Source organism: Stenotrophomonas genospecies 5 (assembly GCF_054473825.1).
In genome coordinates, this window is record NZ_JBTMUW010000001.1 from 1480699 (window position 1) to 1499230 (window position 18532).

Annotated in this window: 17 protein-coding genes; 9 read left to right on the plus strand and 8 right to left on the minus strand. The window is 64.8% G+C overall.

What is annotated here, in order from left to right; all coding sequences use genetic code 11:
* Positions 1 to 135: 135 nt before the first annotated feature.
* Genes tssC through ACX9OW_RS06735 form a run of 3 tightly spaced genes read right to left on the minus strand, consistent with a single transcriptional unit; the run spans position 136 to position 2781 of the window.
* The gene (gene tssC / locus ACX9OW_RS06725; protein WP_053517619.1) at positions 136 to 1626 is read right to left on the minus strand and encodes a type VI secretion system contractile sheath large subunit; all 1491 of its coding nucleotides are present in this window, start codon (positions 1624 to 1626) and stop codon (positions 136 to 138) included.
* 3 nt (positions 1627 to 1629) lie between these two features.
* Positions 1630 to 2130, minus strand: coding sequence for a type VI secretion system contractile sheath small subunit (tssB, locus tag ACX9OW_RS06730; RefSeq protein ID WP_053517620.1), 501 nt, complete (start codon positions 2128 to 2130; stop codon positions 1630 to 1632).
* A 30-nt stretch (positions 2131 to 2160) separates the two neighbouring features.
* Positions 2161 to 2781 (minus strand): tetratricopeptide repeat protein, encoded by a 621-nt coding sequence (locus tag ACX9OW_RS06735; protein ID WP_180877009.1) that lies wholly within the window; start codon positions 2779 to 2781, stop codon positions 2161 to 2163.
* Between the two features lie 238 nt (positions 2782 to 3019).
* Between ACX9OW_RS06735 and tssJ the strand changes: the two genes are divergently transcribed.
* From tssJ to ACX9OW_RS06780, 9 genes are all read left to right on the plus strand, one after another.
* Complete coding sequence (gene tssJ, locus ACX9OW_RS06740) at positions 3020 to 3643, plus strand: type VI secretion system lipoprotein TssJ (RefSeq protein ID WP_053517622.1); 624 nt, start codon at positions 3020 to 3022, stop codon at positions 3641 to 3643.
* A gap of 215 nt (positions 3644 to 3858) precedes the next feature.
* Entirely contained in the window at positions 3859 to 5193 is a 1335-nt protein-coding gene (gene tssK, locus ACX9OW_RS06745; protein WP_053517623.1) for a type VI secretion system baseplate subunit TssK, read from the plus strand.
* Entirely contained in the window at positions 5193 to 5984 is a 792-nt protein-coding gene (icmH, locus tag ACX9OW_RS06750; protein WP_065175286.1) for a type IVB secretion system protein IcmH/DotU, read from the plus strand. Before tssK ends, icmH begins: the two co-directional genes overlap by 1 nt.
* Positions 5985 to 5994: 10 nt before the next feature.
* The gene (locus tag ACX9OW_RS06755) at positions 5995 to 8862 is read left to right on the plus strand and encodes a type VI secretion system Vgr family protein (protein ID WP_459062099.1); all 2868 of its coding nucleotides are present in this window, start codon (positions 5995 to 5997) and stop codon (positions 8860 to 8862) included.
* Positions 8859 to 9371: a hypothetical protein gene (locus tag ACX9OW_RS06760; RefSeq protein ID WP_164151854.1), complete on the plus strand. Its 513-nt coding sequence runs from the start codon at positions 8859 to 8861 to the stop codon at positions 9369 to 9371. Before ACX9OW_RS06755 ends, ACX9OW_RS06760 begins: the two co-directional genes overlap by 4 nt.
* An 11-nt stretch (positions 9372 to 9382) precedes the next feature.
* Entirely contained in the window at positions 9383 to 11266 is a 1884-nt protein-coding gene (locus ACX9OW_RS06765) for a TIGR02594 family protein (protein WP_065182755.1), read from the plus strand.
* 133 nt (positions 11267 to 11399) lie between these two features.
* Positions 11400 to 11984 carry a M949_RS01915 family surface polysaccharide biosynthesis protein gene (locus ACX9OW_RS06770; RefSeq protein ID WP_180877001.1) on the plus strand — a complete coding sequence of 195 codons (585 nt, stop codon included), beginning with the start codon at positions 11400 to 11402 and terminating at the stop codon, positions 11982 to 11984.
* Positions 11981 to 12550: a hypothetical protein gene (locus ACX9OW_RS06775; RefSeq protein ID WP_368865546.1), complete on the plus strand. Its 570-nt coding sequence runs from the start codon at positions 11981 to 11983 to the stop codon at positions 12548 to 12550. Before ACX9OW_RS06770 ends, ACX9OW_RS06775 begins: the two co-directional genes overlap by 4 nt.
* 225 nt (positions 12551 to 12775) lie before the next feature.
* Positions 12776 to 13081: an I78 family peptidase inhibitor gene (locus ACX9OW_RS06780; protein ID WP_053517630.1), complete on the plus strand. Its 306-nt coding sequence runs from the start codon at positions 12776 to 12778 to the stop codon at positions 13079 to 13081.
* A gap of 117 nt (positions 13082 to 13198) precedes the next feature.
* Here the strand turns inward: ACX9OW_RS06780 and ACX9OW_RS06785 are convergent, their stop codons facing one another.
* The 5 genes from ACX9OW_RS06785 to lldR form a co-directional block, all read right to left on the minus strand.
* Positions 13199 to 14083 (minus strand): hypothetical protein, encoded by an 885-nt coding sequence (locus ACX9OW_RS06785; protein ID WP_459062100.1) that lies wholly within the window; start codon positions 14081 to 14083, stop codon positions 13199 to 13201.
* Positions 14084 to 14202: 119 nt separating this feature from the next.
* Positions 14203 to 14811 carry an SMI1/KNR4 family protein gene (locus ACX9OW_RS06790; protein ID WP_193396811.1) on the minus strand — a complete coding sequence of 203 codons (609 nt, stop codon included), beginning with the start codon at positions 14809 to 14811 and terminating at the stop codon, positions 14203 to 14205.
* Between the two features lie 89 nt (positions 14812 to 14900).
* Positions 14901 to 16610 (minus strand): D-lactate dehydrogenase, encoded by a 1710-nt coding sequence (gene dld / locus ACX9OW_RS06795; protein ID WP_459062101.1) that lies wholly within the window; start codon positions 16608 to 16610, stop codon positions 14901 to 14903.
* The gene (gene lldD, locus ACX9OW_RS06800; protein ID WP_459062102.1) at positions 16607 to 17746 is read right to left on the minus strand and encodes an FMN-dependent L-lactate dehydrogenase LldD; all 1140 of its coding nucleotides are present in this window, start codon (positions 17744 to 17746) and stop codon (positions 16607 to 16609) included. Before lldD ends, dld begins: the two co-directional genes overlap by 4 nt.
* A 4-nt stretch (positions 17747 to 17750) precedes the next feature.
* Complete coding sequence (gene lldR, locus ACX9OW_RS06805) at positions 17751 to 18515, minus strand: transcriptional regulator LldR (RefSeq protein ID WP_053517636.1); 765 nt, start codon at positions 18513 to 18515, stop codon at positions 17751 to 17753.
* Between the last annotated feature and the right edge of the window lie 17 nt (positions 18516 to 18532).

Here is an 18532-nt window from a genome sequence, read left to right on the forward strand (position 1 = left end):
TAAATTCCGTTCTTCCGTGAGATTTGATGTGCCAGGCGGGGGCCTGGCGGTTAAGGGGGGCTGCGCCCTCTTGAAATAAGCGTCACTGCAATCCGGGGAGCGGACTCCCCTGGACGCTTCAGTTACAGCAAACCGTTACGACTTTTTCGCGGACGCCGGCAGTTCGGCGACCAGACGCAACGAAACAGACAGCTCATCGAGCTGGAAATGCGGCCTGATGAAGGCCACCGCGCGGTAGACACCAGGCTTGCCCGGCACCTCCGAAACCTGCACAGATGCCTCGCGCAACGGGAACTGGGCCTTGGCTTCCTGCGATGCGTTGTCGTCCAGCAGCACGTACTGGGCGATCCATCGGTTCAGGAATTCCTCGACGTTGCCCGCCGATGCGAAGCTGCCGATCTTCTCGCGCATCATCGCCTTGAGGTAATGGGCGATGCGCGACACCGCGAAAATGTACTGCAGCTGGGCAGACAGGATCGCGTTGGCGTTGGCCGAATCGGTGTTGTACTTCTTCGGCTTCTGTGCCGACTGTGCGCCGAAGAACGCGGCGTAGTCGGTGTTCTTGCAGTGCACCAGCGGCATGAAGCCGAGGTCACTGAGTTCCTTTTCACGACGGTCGGTGATGGCCACTTCCGTCGGGCACTTCAGCGCGACTTCGCCATCATCGGTGCGGAAGGTATGGGTCGGCAGGTCCTCGACCAGGCCGCCACCTTCCACGCCACGGATTGCCGCGCACCAGCCGAAGTTCTCGAAGGCCTGGGTCAGGCGCGCACCCATCGCATAGGCGGTGTTGCACCACAGGAACTTGCTGTGGTCGGCCGCTTCGATCTCCTCGACGAAGTTGAAGCCTTCGACGGTGGTGCCATCCTTCGGGTTGTAGGGCAGACGACCGAGGAAGCGCGGCATGGTCAGACCGACATAGCGGCTGTCCTCACTCTCGCGGAACGACTTCCACTTCGCGTACTCGACCGTGTCGAACACCTTGGCCAGGTCGCGCGGCTTGCCCAGATCGGTGAAGGTTTCCAGGCCGAACATGCCTTCACTCGCTGCCGAAATGAACGGCGCGTGCGCGGCGGCAGCCACGTGCGACATCTGCTCGATGAAGTACATGTCCTCCGGCTGGCGGCCGAGGAAGTAGTCGCCGATCAGTGCGCCGAACGGCGCGCCACCGAAGGTGCCGAACTCTTCTTCGTAGACCTTCTTGAACAGCGCGCTCTGGTCGAAGTCGATGGCCGACTTGAAATCCTTCACCAGATCCTTCTGCGGCGAATTGAAGACCTTGATCTTCATGTTCGGGCCGGTGGAGGTCTGCTGGCACAGGTAATGCAGGCCTCGCCAGCTGCCTTCCAGCTTCTGGAACGGTTCGGCATGCATGACGGCGCTGAGCTGCTCGGAGATGATCCGGTCGATCTCGGCGATGCGCGCATCGAGGGTGAGGTTGAGGTTGTCGGAGACGACCACGGTGCCGTCCAGGACTTCCTTCGCCAGCGCGGCGATGATGTCCTTGGCGCGGTCATGCTCGGTCTTCGACTTGGCGACCTTGCTCTTCTCGACGATCTGGTCGAGCAGGCCGACGTCTTCGGCAACGGCGGCCTGCGTGGCCAACGGGCTGGCTTCGGCTGACATCGGTCAGTCCTCCTTGGTCACGCCGAGCTTCTTCAGCTGCTCGGTGTTGTTGAGCACATCGGTCAGCAGGTCTTCCAGCTTCTCGTTGCCGGCCAGCTTGTTGCGCAGGTCGGCGAGCTTGGTGCGCGACTCGAGCAGGCGCCGCAACGGCTCGATCTGCTGGACCACCGCCTCGGGACGGAAGTCATCGATGGAGTTGAACTTCAGCTCGACGCCGAATTCGCCACCTTCGTCGCTGATCTTGTTCGGCACGCGATAGACCGCACGCGGCGCGATGCCTTCCATCACTTCGTCGAAGTTGTCCATGTCGACGCTGACGAACTTGCGATCCTTGACCTTGGGCAGCGGCTGCTCCGGGTTGCCGCTGAAATCGCCCATCACGCCGACCACGAACGGCAGTTCCTTCTGCTCGATCGCGTCACCCTTCTCGACATCGTAGGTGAGCTGGACGCGCGGCGGGCGGATCTTCTGCAGCCGCTTCTGGATGCTTTCCTTCTTGGCCATGTGTGTCTCCTGACTGGGGCCGGGTCCGGATCAGTTGCCGATGTTCTGGAACGGATCGGAGTTGTTCGAGCGGGCAGCGGGCTTGGCCGGCTGTGCAGCGGGCTGTGCGGCAGCGGCGGGCGCGGCGGCACGGCCGGCACGGGCGCGGCTGCGCGGCTTCGGCTTGGGCGCCGGATCGAGAATGGCATCACCCATGGTGTTGCGCAGGGTGGTAGCCAGGGTCTGCGCTTCCTTGCGGGCAGTATCGGAAGCCAGCGCGCCGCGCCCCTGCAGGCGGGTCAGCGACTGGTTGGCAATGCGGAAACCGGCCACCGTGATCACGCCATCGGCGACCAGATCGCTGGGATCGCGCTGCAGCACTTCCTCGGCAGCCACAATGGCGCGGGCATACTGGCCCTGGTCGAACTGCAGCTGAGCGATGCGCACCCACGGCTCCTTGCGCGTCGGATCGGCCTTCGCCGCTTCCTCGAATGCGCTGATGGCGGCATCCGCGCCACCGGTGGTGACCTGTGCTTCGGCATTGCTCAGCGTCGTTTCGAACGGCACGACCTCGGCCTTCTTCGGTGCCGATGAGCAGGCCGCCAGGCCCGACAGCAACATCAGCGCGAACATCGGCCGGTAGACAGCCTTCCCCATTGCCTTCACTTCCATAGTGATCCCTCGTCGAAATTAGTTCCTAAAGGAAGCCGAATCGCCGCCGATACACCGCACGGGATTCCTGCCCCTGTCGGCGGCAGTGTACATTCGCGAATACGCATCGGTATAGTGAATTTCGTCAAGAATGTGGCGGTTTTGATAGACACATTCTTCACATTCCAATGTGATATCCGCGAGCGAAATCCGTTGCATACGTGACTTTCACCCCGCCCTTCGAGCCCGCCGACTCCAGATGAATGCGCAACTCTCCTCATTTCGCCGCGTGATATCCGTCACGATTTTCTCCTTCATTGTTTCGGGTTCCCTTGCCGGTTGCGCCAGCGACAGCAAGCTCGGGAAAGCGATGGACAAGACGCTGCAGGCCGTCGGGATCCGCGAGGAAAAGCCGAAAGCGCCACCGACCGTCCCATTGCGCCTGTATGCCGGCACCAACCTCAATGCCGGCAACGACAAGCGGGCGAGCGCGGCGGTGGTCAAGGTCTACCACCTGCGCAGCCTGCAACGGTTCGAACAGGCGCCCTTCAACGCATTCCTGGACCAGGCCGGAGAGCAGGCCGCCCTCGGTGCCGACCTGCTGTCGGTCAATGAGGTGGTGCTGACCCCCGGGGCCCGGCAGGAATTGTCCGAGCAGCTGAGTGAAGGAAGTGCAGTGCTGGGCGTGGTCGCCCTGTTCCGCGCCCCCGCCGAGAACCGCTGGCGGCTCGCGTTCGACACCAAGGGCAAGACCCTGCCGCAGGACGGTGTGACCATCGGTGTCCACGCCTGTGCCCTGACCAGCGACAGCAAGGCCCTGCTCACACGACTTTCCGGCGATCCGGGCAGTCTTGCCTCGATCCGCTGTGCAGGCGCGAAATAGGACCGCGTCGGAATTCTGGCACTCAAATTGCCGCAATGCGATAGTATCTTCCGCGCAACGTTTGCCCCGCCGCAATCAATGTGCGATGTGATTCACACTTTCACATTGCAAGGCAGGGCCTTCGCCGCAGCGGAACGCGAGGACGGCGGAACCGGCCCCCAAGGGGCAACCTTTCAAGGTATTTCCAAGGATTGAATGTGGCTTATGTAAGCAGGATGTCGAAGGTTCTCTGGGGTGAAGGGCTGTTCCTGCGGCCCCAGCATTTCCAGCGCCAGGACGCGTATCACGAGGCACGGCTGCAGGATCTTTCGCAGACGCTGCACCCGTACGCGTGGGGCGCGCGCCGCGTGCGTTTCGACCCCCATGCCTTGTCCGGCGGCACGTTGAGGCCGCTCGATCTGTCGGCGGTGTTTCCCGATGGCGAAACCTACGATGCCCCCGCCCACGACAGCCTGCCGGACGCGGTGTCGCTGCAGGATCTGCCGCCTGGCGTGCAGTCCACGGTGATCTACCTGGCACTTCCGCTGCTGCGCGATGACGGCGCCAACTGCACCGATGCGGAAGGCACCGTGCTTGCGCGCTATCGGCAGGCCAACCGCGATACGCAGGACCTGTTCACCGATGCGGTGGAGGCCGAACTGGCCTACCTGAGCAAGGCGGTGAAGCTGCTTACCGACGACCAGCCCCGTGATGCCTATGCCACCGTGCCGGTGGCGCGTGTGCGCCGCACCTCCAGCGGCGGCTTCGAGCTGGACGATGAGTTCATCCCGCCCTGCGCGCAGCTGCAGGCCTCGCCGTTCCTGCATCGTGAACTGCGTGCGGTGCTCGATGCGCTGCAGGCCAAGGTCGATGCGCTGTACGGGCTGCATCGGCAGACGTCGCAGAACATCATCGAATTCCGCTCGGGCGACATCGCGTCGTTCTGGCTGCTGCATACGATCAACAGTTCCTTCAGCGCGCTGGCCCATCTGCTGCATCATCCGCAGCTGCATCCCGAGCGCCTGCACCAGGAACTGCTGCGCATGGCGGGCGCACTGCTGACCTTCTCCAACGCCTACCAGCTGGGCGACCTGCCGGTGTACCGCCACGACCAGCCGGAAGCTTCGTTCCGCAAGCTGCTGGAGATCGTGCGGGCACTGCTGGATACGGTGATCTCCACGCGCTACTTCAAGATCGCGCTGAACGAGGTCAAGCCGTCCTACCACCTCGGTCGGCTGGACTCGCAGCGGATCGACGGGAATGCCTCGTTCTACCTGTCCGTCTCCGCCTCGCTGCCGGCGCAGGAGCTGATCCAGAGCGTCCCGGTGCGCTTCAAGGTCGGCGCGCCGGACGACGTCGAGAAGTGCGTGCTGTCCGCACTGCCAGGCGTGAAGCTTACCCACGCCGCGCAGGTGCCGGCAGCGATCCCGGTGCGCCCGGGCAGCCATTACTTCGAATTTGATTCGCGCGGTGCGCTGTATGAGCGCATGCTCAAGGCGCAGTCGGTGATGATCTATGTGCCGGCCGGCATTGCCGAGCTGAAGATGGAACTTGTGGCGGTGACCTCATGATGAATTCCCCCCTGCCCCCGACCCCGGGCCCGATGCCGTCGCTGACCGCCAATGGCGCGATGGTCAATCCGACGCCGCAGGCGGCTAATCCGCAGAGCCTGCAGGATCTGATGTCCGACGGCTTCTACCTGCTGCTTCTGCTCAAGCGTGGCCAGTTGCCGCACGACGCAGAGGGCTTCGTGCAGACGGTGCAGAAGTTCCTCGATGGCGTCGAACGCAACGCGATGCGGCTTGGCGTGGCGTCCGAAGATGTCTACGCCGCCAAATACGCGTTCTGCGCCGCGGTGGATGAGGCGATCCTGTCGCAGCCGTCGCCGCTGCACGAAACCTGGGAACGCAATCCGCTGCAGTTGCGCCTGTTCGGCGAGCACCTCGCCGGCGAGCACTTCTTCGACCGGCTGGAAGAACTGCGCCGCCAGGGCGCGGCGCGCCTGCCGTCGCTGGAGGTCTATCACTACTGCCTGCTGATGGGCTTCGAGGGCAAGTACCGTATCGAAGGCACCGAGAAGCTGGGCTATCTGACCGCGCGCCTGGGTGACGAGATCGTCTACCTGAAGGGCAAGCGCCACGGCTTCGCCCCGCACGCGCTGCCGCCCGACAACGTGCGCCATGGCCTGCGCCGGGTCGTGCCGCTGTGGCTGCCGGCCGTGGTTGTCGGCTGCTTCGGCATCGTCGCGTTCTTCGGCATGCGCGCCTACCTCGGACACGAAACCCGTCAGCAGCTGGCCGCCTACAACGACGTGGTGCAGATGCCCGAGCGCACCGCCCACATTACGATCACCCTCCCATGAGCCTGACGATATGGACATCTCGCGCTCCACGCTGCTTGCTTCCCTCGCCTCGCTGTCGCATCGGGATCGCCTGATCCAGCTCAAGGGCCCTGACGAGGGCCTTGTGGTCGAGCGGTTTGAAGGCACCGAATCGGTGTGCGGTGACAACCGCCTGCAGATCGACTGCCTGGCCACCGATGCGTTCCTGGAACTGGAGCCGTGGCTGGAGCAGCCGCTGACCCTGCAGCTGCGCCAGGCCGATGGCGCGCTGCGGCAGTGGCACGGGCTGTGCACCGAGGCGGCGCAGCTGGGAAGCGACGGCGGGCTGGCCCGCTACCGGCTCACCCTCGAACCCTGGACCGCCCTGCTGCGCCTTCGCCGCAACGCAGTGATTTTCCAGGACCAGGACACCCGCGCGATCTGCGAGCAGATCTTCGCCGACTACCCGCAGGCCGCCTTCCGCTTCGACGTGCAGGCCCAGTTGCCGGCCCGCGCGATCACCACCCAGTACCGCGAAACCGACTGGGCCTTCGTCACCCGCCTGCTGTCCGAGGCTGGTCTGGCCTGGCGCATCGAGCAGGCGCAGGAGGGCGATGCCGCCCACACCCTGGTGGTGTTCGAGCCCGGCGCCGAACTGCCCGATGTGGGCCGCGTGCGTTTCCATCGCGCCGACATGGCCGAGAGCAGCGATGGCATCACTGCCTTCGCCGAACGCCAGCAGCTGGTGCCCAACGCCAGTACCGTCGCCAGCTGGCACAGCGAACAGGTCAACGCCGTGGCGGCGCAGTCCAGTGCCGATGCCGGCACCCTGCCCGCGCTGGAGGTCTATGTGCAGCCGCGTGCTGGTCGCTTCGCCCAGCCCGCCTGGGCCGACGCCGAAGCGCAGGCGCGGCTGGACGCACTGCGCGTTGGCCAGGTGCTGTACAGCGGCAGCGGCAGCGAGCGCCAGCTGGCCGCAGGCAGCACCTTCAGCCTGGCCCAGCATCCGCAGCATGAGGGCCAGTGCTTCCAGCTGCTGGCCGTGCAGCATGTCGCCGTCAACAATCTGGACCAGGGCATCGCCGAGCTGCTCGGCAGTACCGATCTGGAGCGCGGCGCCTACCGCAACGCCTTCCTCGCCACCGGCGCCGGAGTGCCGCTGCGCGCCCTGCCGCAGGACCGCCCCACCCTGCATGGCCCGCAGACCGCACGCGTGGTGGGTGTGGCCAATGCGGCCGTCAGCCCGAACCGCGAACACCAGGTGCGCATCCAGTTCGGCTGGCAGCGCGGCAGCCAGCCCAATCCGGGCGGTCTGACCGACACCGGCAGCGCCCAGACCGGCCATGCGCCCGGCGACCACACCAGCGGCAGCTGGGTGTCGGTGGCCGAATGGGTGGCCGGCCCGAACTGGGGCACGGCCTTCCTGCCGCGCATCGGCAGCGAAGTGCTGGTGGAATTCCTGCACGGTGACATCGACCAGCCGCGCGTCACCGGCCAGCTCTACAACGGTGAGGTCGCCCCACCCTTCGGCGGCGGCATCGATGAGAACGCGCGCCATCCCGGCGTACTCAGCGGCCTGCACACCCAGGCCCATGACGGCAGCGGCACCCAGCAATGGGTGATCGATGACACGCCGGGCCAGCTGCGTACGCGCCTGCACAGCTCGCTGGCCGACAGCCGGCTGGAGCTGGGCTACCTGATCGCGCACCAGAACACCGCCCGCGGCGCCCTGCGCGGCGAGGGCTTCGAGTTGGCCACGCAGGGCTGGGGCAACGTGCATGCGGCCGAAGGCCTGCTGCTGTCCGCCAGCGCGCAGGAGCGGGCCGCTTCCACGGTCATGGACAACGCCAGCGTGGTGGCGCAGCTCAAGGGCGCCGAGCGCAGCCTGGAGCAGATGCAGCAGACCCTGGCCCAGCAGCAGGTGCCCGGACTGGCCGAGTTCGAGCGCACAAAGCAGCTGCGCGAGCAGATCGATCCGCAGGCACAGGGACGCTACGAAGGCGAGGTCAACGGACAAAGCGCGATGAAGCCGGGCGGCGATGGCCGCAGCCCGGGTGACCAGCCGGTGGAGCGTCTGGCCAAGCCGCTGCTGCTGGCCGAAGCACCGCACCACATTGCCTGGACCACGCCAGCCAGCGCGGTGGCCTACGCCGGGCAGAACCTGCAGATGACGGTGCAGCAGGATCTGCACATCAGCGCAGGCGAGACCATCGCCACGGTGTCCGGCGAGCACGTCTCACTGTTCGCGCAGAGCGGCCCGCTGCGGGTGATCGCCGCCCAGGGCCCGGTCAGCCTGCAGGCCAACGATGGCGAACTGGAGCTGCTGAGCGACCAGGCACTGACCATCACCGCCACCGATGACCGCATCGATGTGCTGGCGCAGAGCAAAGTGGTGCTGCAGGCCGGCAGCAGCGCGATCACCCTGGAGGGCGGCAACATCACGTTCAGCTGCCCGGGCGAGTTCAAGGTGAAGGCGGGCGAGCATCCGTTCATGGGGGGGGGAAGTGATGCGCCGTCCATGCCGGTACTTCCCAGTGGGCTGTACTCGTTCAAGGAAAGCCTGCGCTTCGCGCTGGAAGGCGCCGATGTACTGGCCACGGAAATGGGGTGGAAGGACAAGGCCTACCGCATCTTCAACAACGAAGGCGAACAGGTCGCCAGCGGAACCATCGGTGAGGACGGTCGGTTGCCCCGCGTGATGGCCGATGGCCTGGGTCGGCCGCTGACCTTGGAGGTTGGCGATGACACCTGGGAAATGTTGGTGTCGGCGCCGGGCCGCCCACCCGAGAATGACGGCGACACACCCGACAGCGACGGCAGCGCCCCCTTCCTCGGGAACCTGGACGCGGCCGATGCGACCGGCGCCCTGACGTCCGAACAGATCCTGGAACTGCTCAACGAACCCCCGTCATCAACATGATCATCCGACACTTCCTGCTGCTGCTCGCATTGTGCATGGGCCCCTCCGCCAATGCGCAGCAGTACTCGACCGGCAGCACTGACATCAAGACCGCTCAAGGTACGTTGCGCGTGAATTCCGGGTATGTCAGTCATTCCAATGCCCACAGTTTCCATGTTTACAGCTTCCAGTACCGTCCGATTGCCAACGAAGCCGTGTGGAACCAGCTTCCGCTGCTCGCACGCAACGATGCGCCGCCGGTGGATTTCCTCGTAAAGGCGACGGCCACGGCTGACTTCCCGCTCCGCGATGCGCGTGTGCGGGTCGAGGCGGGCAAGGTGGTCCTCTACATCGCTGAGTTGTCCTTCAAGGACACGCCATACGACGACGACGCTGCCGTCGAGCTGAAACGCTACCTTCTCAAGCAGCAGCCCGACGAGGAGCGCTGGGTACTGGTGCTCGATTCCACCCGCCGTCTGCCCCAGGGCGTTGATGTCGCACAGGCCCTGAGCACGCTGACGCCCCGATAGGACGACACGGAATGCCTACCTACATCAGCGCGGTTTTCAACAAGGATACGCGCACTGTGGAGTTCACCGCCGACAACGGTGACAAGCTCATCCGCAGTGGCGGCTCGCTGGCTTGGCTGCTCAACAACCCCGGCAACCTGCGTCCAGGCGGAAAGTACGCCAAGATGATCGGCCAGGCCGATACGAAGAGCGGCAAGTTCGCCATTTTTCCTACTGCCGAGGATGGCCGCGCCGAGAAGCGCGCACTGCTGCGCCGCAAGTACAACGACATGACGTTGTACAACGCCATGCATACCTATGCACCGGAATCGGAAAACGACACAGCGGCCTATCTGGCATACGTGCGCAAGCGATCTGGTGCCACCGACCAGACGGTCATCAAGGACATGACCGATGAGCAGTTCAACGGCATGATCGCTGCGATGGAGCAATATGAGGGCTTCAATGCAAAGCCTGAGACACGCAAGGAACGGATCGTGCACGCCACGCAGGTCACCTTGTCTGACGGCGCCCGACCGATGCCGGCAACGCCCGTGATCGTGCGTAGCAGCAATACGGGCGAGAAGAAGGTCACCACCAATGAGCACGGGGCGCTGCCGACATTCATCACCCGCCAGCCAGGAGAAGTGATAGAGCTCTTCCTTGAGGAATCAGGCAAGATTGGAAGCCGAATCGGCCAGTTTGCGCTTCAGCAGGCCTCAGCGTCCCTGGTATTTGCGCGCAACATGATGACGGTCGGCGGGAATTCGCAACCACACACTCCAACGCAGCCCAGCAAGGAGAAGCGCACACCGCTGCGCTACGTGGTGCAGCCAGGCGACACTCTCGCCTCGATCGCCAGCAGGTTCAAGACCTCAGTTGACGATCTGGTGAGCAACAACCATATCCGCAACCGCAACCGCATCTATCCCGGTCATGTGGTTTGGATCTACGGAAAGGCGCCGGCTGACGCAGCCAACGACGGCGCCCCGGCGACTCCAACAAGGTCACGTCAAGCCAGCTACAGCGTTCGCTCCGGCGACACGCTGAGCCGAATTGCAGACCGCCATCACACCAGCGTCGATGCGCTGATGGCCGCCAATCCGTCGATCAGCAATGCCAATCGAATCAACCCTGGCCAGAAAATCACGCTGCCTGTTGGGGTCGAAGCCGTGCCCCCGTCAGCGGCCGGGTCTTCCCGGCGAGCGGGCAACAGCGGGAATCCGCAAACGTCTGATCGGCCCTCGCTGGTGAAGCCTCCGCCGGAAACACCTGCTGCTGCTGTGCGGCCGCCGGCGTCAGTACAGGCACGGGATACCCGAAGTCGCGAGGGCGAAGGCCACCCAATCGCAATCATTCCGTTTTCGCAGAAGCGCGCACCTTGGGTGGAGCACGCCTATGCACAGGCGCGCAAATGGGCGGGCAAGAAAGAGGCTGAGATCAGCCGCACCATCAACTTCCATTCCGAACTCGGCTACGGGAAGCAGTTCACTACGCTGGCCGGAAGCTCCAACGCTTGGTGCGCATCGTTCGTGAACTGGTGCCTTCGCACGGCCGGATACGCTATATCATCTCCACACCCGTACCGCGCGCGTTCGTTCGCCGCCGACACCACGCGCTTCAGCCAGATCGACGAACCGGTGTTCGGCGCGGTAGCCCTGGTCGGTACGTCGCACGTAGGGTTCGTCTACGCCATGGACCGCGGTCGACCTGTGCTGCTGGGTGGCAACCAGAGCGACCAGATCAATTTTGTCCGCTTCAACCCTGCAACGCTGCGTTACTACGTGCCGAAAAGCTATCTGCCATTCGCGCAGAAGGAACTCAAGGAAACCAAACTCGATGAACTGGCAGCCACGGACCTCAACGCGGCGCTCGGCATTGTCGTGGCCAAAAAGGCTGGCGACAATACGCGCTGATCAGCTGCGACTTGCCGTGCTGGCCGTGCTTGCACTCGGTGCAGTCGGCTGCGGTGCGCCGTCCTCACCGGTTGCAGATGCAGCAGACGATGCCGCAACGAATGCACACGCACTTCCCGGGCAGGTTGAGGCCGTGCCCGCTGCTCGACTGGAGCTGTTGCCCGCCCTGGCAGATGCGGAACTGAAAGACCTCTACTCGGGCACGCTGCTGAAGCAAGTGGTGTTCAATGACATCGACGGGCCGGGCCTGCTGCTTCTTTCGCGCAGCGAGCAGACAGTGCCGGCGCAGGGCGATGAAGAGGCGATGGATCAGATCACGTTGCGTGCGGAGCTGTTCCGGCGCGCCGGACAAGCGGCTCCTTGGGCCTCGCGGTGGAGCGTGGAAGATCCGGTTCAATGCGAAGGTCTGGATCTGGAGGCCGGCTACTTCCTGGACCAGGTGACTGCAACGGACCTGGACAAGGATGGCCGCGCCGAGTTGACGCTGGCCAGCCACAGCTTCTGCGGCGGCGGCGTCGATCCGCAGCAGCTGCGCATTGGGCTTCGCCAGGGCGAGCAGTATTACGAAGTACGTGGTGAATCGCTGGTGGAGGTGGAAGGCGATGAACCCTTCGGCGGCGACCGGCAGGACGATCCTGCGCTGGCTTCGGCTGCGCCCGTGCTTCGCGCGCACGTAGACAAGGTGTGGGAGGCGATCAAGCGCGGAAGCTCACCGTGACGTCGTCACGATGCCAGCGCCAGCATCAGGCTCTCCTGCTGCTGGCGCTCTCCGCTGCCGCGGACGTCGCCATCGCGCGCACTCCGCCGCCCGGCTCGCTGCAACGCGCGTGTGCAACCGCCATCGATGACAGGATCGAACTGGTACCGGTGGAGGGGAAACGCGTCAGTGCATGTCCACCGGGGAATGACGAGGACTGCCCATACAGCGGTCAGCAGGGAAAGACCTTCTTGAACGACACGCCCGATCTCAACAACGACGGGCGCGAGGACGCGATCCTCACCTACTTCGGCAGCAGCTACGGCGATGTCGATATCGCCGATAAACTGATCCTTGCCCAGTGTGCGGATGGAACCTATATCCGTCTGTTGGAGGGCAGGTTCACGACATTGACGGCCCCTGTCGCGCCGCATGCTGCCTGGCCAGCACTGGACGCGACACGGGACTGTCCGACTGGGCAGAATGACACCATCCGTACCGGGAAGATCCAGCTGCAGTTCGACCCGGCGACGATGCGCTATCGCGGTCCAGCCGGCATTGACCTGATCCAGGTCTGCAGTGAATAGCGACAGATGCGACGCGAAACCGATAGGCCGAATGCCAGGATAATGCTGGGTTGACTCGCAACGTGCAGACGCGCTCCATGCGCTCCGCAGGCGTGAAGGGTCACGGCCAGGACGCGCCAACCTCGTCAGTGCCTGTGCTCCCGAGCCCCCTCCTTTGATCCAACGCATGCCGTCGCCACGAGCAGGGTGCTATGGTGGCGCCACCATCTCGCAGGAGCGCCGCTCATGACCCGTTTCCGTTCCGTCGGCCTTGCACTGGCCGCAGTCGCCACGCCGATGCTGCTCGCCGCCTGTGTCAGTACGCCCGGGCCGGAGGTGAAGGGCACCGGCCGCTGCGACGCCAGCCAGCTTGGCTGGGCAATCGGCCAGCCGGGCAATGAGGAGAACATGCGTCGTCTGTCGCGTGAGAGCGGCGCCGGCCTGGTCAACCCGATCGGCCCGACCACGATTACCACCAAGGATATCCGTCCGGATCGCCTGCGCGTCTACATGGACAAGGACAACATCATCACCGCAGCCCGCTGCGAGTAATCACCGCCGCGGGCTTCTGTAGAGCCGAGCCCACGATCGGCTGCCACTGAACAGCAGCCGAGCATGGGCTCGGCTCTACACAGAACGCGTGTCGGGCATGGGCCAGCGTGACAGGGCTCAGGGTTCGGTATAGCCCGCACAATCCGGCAGTGGCTGGTCGGGGTGAAAACGGCCCTCACTGAAACGGAAAAGACGCGAATAGCTGCACGCGGGATCCTGCTCGGTGCGCAGGTCCTTCGTCTTCAACGGCCCCTTCGCCAGCGAATCCTCGAAACGCGATGCACCTGCGGGGAAGCGGGTCGCCACCGTCTGGTAACGAAGCACCGGCATGCCCTGCACTGCCGGATCCAGCCCCAGCTTTGCCGAGAACCCATACTCATCGTGGCAGGCACCGGCACGCTGCTTGATGTCCTGTTCGCTGAAGCAGGCACGGATCATCGCGTTGCCCACCCATGGCACGGTCAGCACATCATCGTCCACCTGGATGCCCTCCTGCAGGTGGCGCACGCGTGCCAGCTGCAGCGTCGATGCGTCTGCACCGCCGCCGGAGTACATCATGCTGAAGGTGACCGTGGCGCCTACCAGTACGTTCTGGCGGGCACGCGGCTGCGGGTCCTTCACGTCCTCATCCGCGCCGACACCGGGTGCCAGGCGTACGATCCACGGCCACAGCTTCAGTTCGCTTTCCTGCGGCACGTCAATGCGGACGTGGTAGCTGTGCGGCTTGCCCTGGCCCGGCACTTTCTCAAGCACTTCCAGCACGGTGGGCCGCTGCCCCTCTTCGGCCACCGGTTGCACGCGTACGCACCAGTTGCCGTCCCGGGTGCACTCATAAAGTCCTGCCGGGCCCGCCTCCTGAGTGATCAACACCTGCCCCAGCGGCTCCATCACATTGCCGGCGGCATCGCGCTGCTGTGGCAGGATGGCGTTATGTGCCAGTGCCAGTAGCGGCGTCGCCAACAACACGACGCACAGAAAGGTGCGAGCAACGGCAATGGGCATCGAGGGCGGCTCCGGCATGAGGAATCTTGATGGTAGCGCAGGGAAACCGGGACGTTCGCCAGTCGCTCCAGTCAACCGGAACCCAACCGACGCGCTGCCCGCCATGACGGCGCTTCCGACTACGCCCCGCCAGCAGTCCGGAGAATGGCCGGAGGAGCGAAGCCGTCATCAGTTGGCGACTCGAGATTCTCACCATCCCAGCGGGCGTGCCTGATCCACGCCACGGCCTTTTCAGCGAACTCAGCGAACGTGGAAGCAAGAAGGTACTTGGTGTCTTCATCCGCACCAAAGGCAATCATTTGGCCTTCAGCACCGCCGATGTCGGGGTCGAAATCCAATCCCATATGATTGCCACCACCATCGTGGGTCAACGGTATCCAGCGTGCGTTGGTGTACATTGGCTTCACCACCCCGCCAGGGCTCGATGCCATGAATTCGGCACAGTGCTCGTTCATGCCGTCGGCCTCGATTTCACGCCAACCTTGCCATTTCCGCAAAATCTCCGTCGCCGAGAGCATCTGACTCCCAAACAGAAACCCGGCCCCATCCTGCCCGTCGTGAATCTTCAGAAGCTGCCTCAGCAGATCTGGCAGGGGGACTCCAAGCTGAGCTTCCAATTCAACCAGTTCGCCTTCAGAGGCTCCCGACCGTAGCTGTACTTCATTCAGACAGCCCTTCTCGAAAAGCGACGCTTTGATGGAAGCCCATATCTGATCTGCGCTCTGCATTGATCCTGTATCCGTCTCAGCCAGGATTTCAGCCTAGTACCAGCCCGATCACTGAGGAATGCAAGAAATCCGAATTCTCAGCGGGTACGTCACGGATGCCCATCGCAGTCGCAGCCACCCCAGCCCTTGGCCTTCGAAGTCTGCCCGATGCCCGGGTTGAAGGTGTTGCTCGGGTCCAACTGTCGGTAGAACCCAGCCAGCGCCGGCTTGGCCGGGTACAGGTGACCGACGTTGTGCTCGGCCGGATACTCGGCCCCGCGCCGGTCGAGCAGTGCCCACATCGCGTGCTCGATCGCCATCGGATCTTCGCCCTTGCGCGCGATGTAGTCCTGGTGGAACACGTGGCACAGGAAGTGGCCGTAGTACAGTTTGTGCAGCAGGCGACTTTCGATGGCGGCGGGCAGCTGCTCGAACCAGTCTGCGTCGTCGCGACGCAATGCGATGTCGAGCGCGACGATGTCCTGCACCTGTTGACGATGCACCTCGCGATAGCGCACGGCAGCACCGGCCACGGCAAAACGATGCAGGAAGGCCTTGCGCCCTTCTTCGGCCGTGCAGTGGAAATAGCCGCCTTCGTGCTCGGCGAAGAATTGCTGCAACCAGGCCTCGGTCTCCGCTGCATCCTGTGCGGAGACCTTCAGCAGCAGATGATGCTCGTAACGCTGCCGGAACTCGCCCATGCGCTGGGGCAGGTGCGAGGGCAACAGGCCGGTCAGCACCTGCATTACCCGGTCGGTCACGCCGCGCAGGCCCAGCCGCTCAAACCAGCCGTCAACCCTGCTCTTCAGTGCGAATGCTGCGGGCACCCGTGCGGTCCCGAGCCGGTCGATCAGCAGGAATGTGTCCTTTCCATAGCGCTCGCCGATATCGTAGGCGTCTCGGTGGATGTACTCACCGGCGATCGGCAGGCGATCGAAGCCGGTCAGCAGTTGGCGGCGGATGGCGGTGAAACTCCCGGTACGGTTGCTGCCGATGTAAAAGACCTCGGCGGGCTCCTTCTCAAACGTATCCAGGCGCACCGCGAACACCGCCAGTTTGCCGGCTGAACCCGCCGCTTCGTAGTGACGACCGGGATCGGCATTGAAGCGCGCCGGTGTATCGGCATCGACCCTGCGCACCTCGTCGGCGTAGCGCGGGTCGGACGCGGAACGGCCGTCGCCGTCGCTGACATCGGCGGCATCGTAGTCACCGGCCTGCAAGCGCTGCAGGATCTGCTCGGGCGTATCGCCCAGCGCGATGCCCAGGTGGTTGACCAGCTGCAACCGGCCCTGCGCATCAACCTGCGCATATAGCGCCAGCTCGGTATAAGCGGGGCCACGCCGCACCAGCGCACCGCCGGAGTTGTTGCAGATGCCGCCCAGCACCGAGGCACCGATGCAGGACGAGCCGATCACCGAATGCGGCTCGCGCCCCAGCGGCGCCAGCGTCTGCTCCAGCCGGTCCAGGGTGGCGCCTGGCAGACACACCACCTGGCGGCCCTCGTTCAACAACTGGATGCCGGTCAGGCGCAGGGTGCTGACCAGCACGACCGGGCGCCCATAATCATTGCCATCCGGGGTCGAGCCGCCGGTCAGGCCGGTATTGGCGGCCTGCAGGATGATCGCTGCCCCACCCTGCACAGCCGTCTGCAGCACACGCCACAATTCCAGCAACGTGCCCGGACGCACCACGGCCAGCACCGCGCCGTCGCCGAAGCGATAGCCCCGGCGGAAGCGGCGGGTCGCCTTGTCGCGGGTCAGCACATGGCGGCTGCCGACAGCAGCACGCAGCTGCGACAGCATGGCCCCGTGGCCAGTCATGGCAGCCGCACCAGTGAATCTCGGCCGATGTCGGCAATGCGGTGTGCGCCGGTCAGCGTCATTGCCACGCGCATCTCCCTGGCGATCAGGTCCAGCAGGTTGGCCACGCCGGCCTCACCCTGCGCCGCGAGCGCATAGACGAAGGCACGTCCCAGCAGCACGGTGTCAGCGCCCAGCGCCAGCATGCGCACCACGTCCAGTCCGGTGCGGATGCCGGAATCGGCGAGGATCTTCAGGTCGCCCTGTACCGCGTCAGCGATGGCCGGCAGCGCGCGTGCGGTGGACAGCACACCATCGAGCTGGCGCCCCCCGTGATTGGAGACCACGATGCCGTCGGCACCGAATGCAACCGCGTCGCGTGCGTCTTCCGGGTCGAGGATGCCCTTGATCACCATCGGTCCCTTCCAGAACTCGCGGATCCATTCCAGGTCCTTCCACGAAATGGATGGATCGAAGTTGCTGCCCAGCCAGCCGATATAGTCCTCCAGCCCGGTGGGGTTGCCGCGATAGGTGGAGATGTTGCCGAGATCGTGCGGACGTCCGAACAGACCCACGTCCCAGGCCCAGCGCGGATGGGTGATGGCCTGGCCGATGCGGCGCAGCGGAGCATTCGGACCGCTCATGCCGGAGTGCGCGTCTCGATAGCGCGCACCCGGTACCGGCATGTCCACGGTGAATACCAGCGTCGTAACGCCCGCCGCCTGGGCGCGCTCCAGGGCGTTGCGCATGAAGCCGCGATCGCGCAGCACGTACAGCTGGAACCACATCGCCCGCTGGATCGCCGGGGCCACTTCCTCGATCGGGCACACCGACACGGTGGACAGGGTGAACGGAATGCCGCGGCTGTCAGCTGCCCGCGCCGCCTGCACTTCACCGCGGCGTGCATACATGCCGGTGAGGCCGACCGGCGCCAGTGCCACCGGCATCGCAAGCGTCTCGCCGAACAGCTCGGTCTCCAGGCTCAGGTCGGACATGTTGCGCAGGATGCGCTGGCGCAGTGCGATGTCGGACAGATCCGAAACGTTGCGCTTCAGCGTGTGCTCGGCATAGGCGCCGCCATCGATGTAGTGGAATAGGAACGGCGGCAGCCGGCGTTTGGCTGCGGCGCGGTAATCGGTGGAGGCGGAGATGATCATGGGGTCAACCGTGTGGGGAAGGCAGGCGCGAGGCCCGCGCGCGCCGGGCTTCGTTGTCGTCGAGCGTGCGCAGCGTGGTGTGCACGAACTCGAGGTGGGCATGCGCGGCGGCGCGCGCGCGCTCCGGATCACCGGCCAGCACCGCATCCATCATCTCGCGGTGCTGGTCGGACAACGGCGAGAAGGTCCTCGCCGAGGTATAGAGTTTCTCGCGGCTCTGCGAGATGTTGGTCTGCAGCAGATCGAACAGGCCACGCATCACCTGCAGCAGCACCAGGTTGTGCGACGCTTCGGCGATGGACAGGTGGAAGGCCGCATCGGCCTCCGCCTCGCCTGAAGGATCATCCTTGCCATGCGCATCCATCATGGTCTGGAAGGCCTGGGCGATGCGCGCCCGATCCTCATCGGTGGCACGCAGCGCTGCATGCCAGGCCGTCGCTCCTTCCAGCGCGTGACGGATCTCCAGCACGTCGAAGCGGTATTCCGGGTCGCCCTGGAACAACGGCAGGTACGGAGCCAGGGGTTCATCCAGCGCCTGCCGCGCGCGCGTGGCCGGCTCCGCCACGTAGGTGCCGCCGCCCACGCGTGCGCTCAGCAGGCCCTGGCTGGACAACTGCGCGATGGCCTCGCGCAGCGCCGTGCGCGAGACACCCAGCTGCACAGCCAGCGCGCGCTCGGCCGGAAGCCGGTCACCCGGCTGCAGCTGCCGCTCCTGCACCAGACCACGCAGCTGCGCGGCCACCTTGTCTGAAATCCGTTGCGTGCTCATGGCGCCATTGTGGCCCG

Excerpts from the sequence above, each read along its gene's own strand:
- lldR (WP_053517636.1), bottom strand. The coding sequence starts at position 18,515 with ATGAGCACGCAACGGATTTCAGACAAGGTGGCCGCGCAGCTGCGTGGT.
- dld (WP_459062101.1), bottom strand. The coding sequence starts at position 16,610 with ATGACTGGCCACGGGGCCATGCTGTCGCAGCTGCGTGCTGCTGTCGGC.
- tssK (WP_053517623.1), top strand. The coding sequence starts at position 3,859 with ATGTCGAAGGTTCTCTGGGGTGAAGGGCTGTTCCTGCGGCCCCAGCAT.
- ACX9OW_RS06790 (WP_193396811.1), bottom strand. The coding sequence starts at position 14,811 with ATGCAGAGCGCAGATCAGATATGGGCTTCCATCAAAGCGTCGCTTTTC.
- ACX9OW_RS06785 (WP_459062100.1), bottom strand. The coding sequence starts at position 14,083 with ATGCCCATTGCCGTTGCTCGCACCTTTCTGTGCGTCGTGTTGTTGGCG.
- ACX9OW_RS06760 (WP_164151854.1), top strand. The coding sequence starts at position 8,859 with ATGATCATCCGACACTTCCTGCTGCTGCTCGCATTGTGCATGGGCCCC.
- ACX9OW_RS06755 (WP_459062099.1), top strand. The coding sequence starts at position 5,995 with ATGGACATCTCGCGCTCCACGCTGCTTGCTTCCCTCGCCTCGCTGTCG.
- ACX9OW_RS06735 (WP_180877009.1), bottom strand. The coding sequence starts at position 2,781 with ATGGAAGTGAAGGCAATGGGGAAGGCTGTCTACCGGCCGATGTTCGCG.
- lldD (WP_459062102.1), bottom strand. The coding sequence starts at position 17,746 with ATGATCATCTCCGCCTCCACCGATTACCGCGCCGCAGCCAAACGCCGG.
- ACX9OW_RS06780 (WP_053517630.1), top strand. The coding sequence starts at position 12,776 with ATGACCCGTTTCCGTTCCGTCGGCCTTGCACTGGCCGCAGTCGCCACG.
- tssB (WP_053517620.1), bottom strand. The coding sequence starts at position 2,130 with ATGGCCAAGAAGGAAAGCATCCAGAAGCGGCTGCAGAAGATCCGCCCG.
- icmH (WP_065175286.1), top strand. The coding sequence starts at position 5,193 with ATGAATTCCCCCCTGCCCCCGACCCCGGGCCCGATGCCGTCGCTGACC.
- tssC (WP_053517619.1), bottom strand. The coding sequence starts at position 1,626 with ATGTCAGCCGAAGCCAGCCCGTTGGCCACGCAGGCCGCCGTTGCCGAA.
- ACX9OW_RS06765 (WP_065182755.1), top strand. The coding sequence starts at position 9,383 with ATGCCTACCTACATCAGCGCGGTTTTCAACAAGGATACGCGCACTGTG.
- tssJ (WP_053517622.1), top strand. The coding sequence starts at position 3,020 with ATGAATGCGCAACTCTCCTCATTTCGCCGCGTGATATCCGTCACGATT.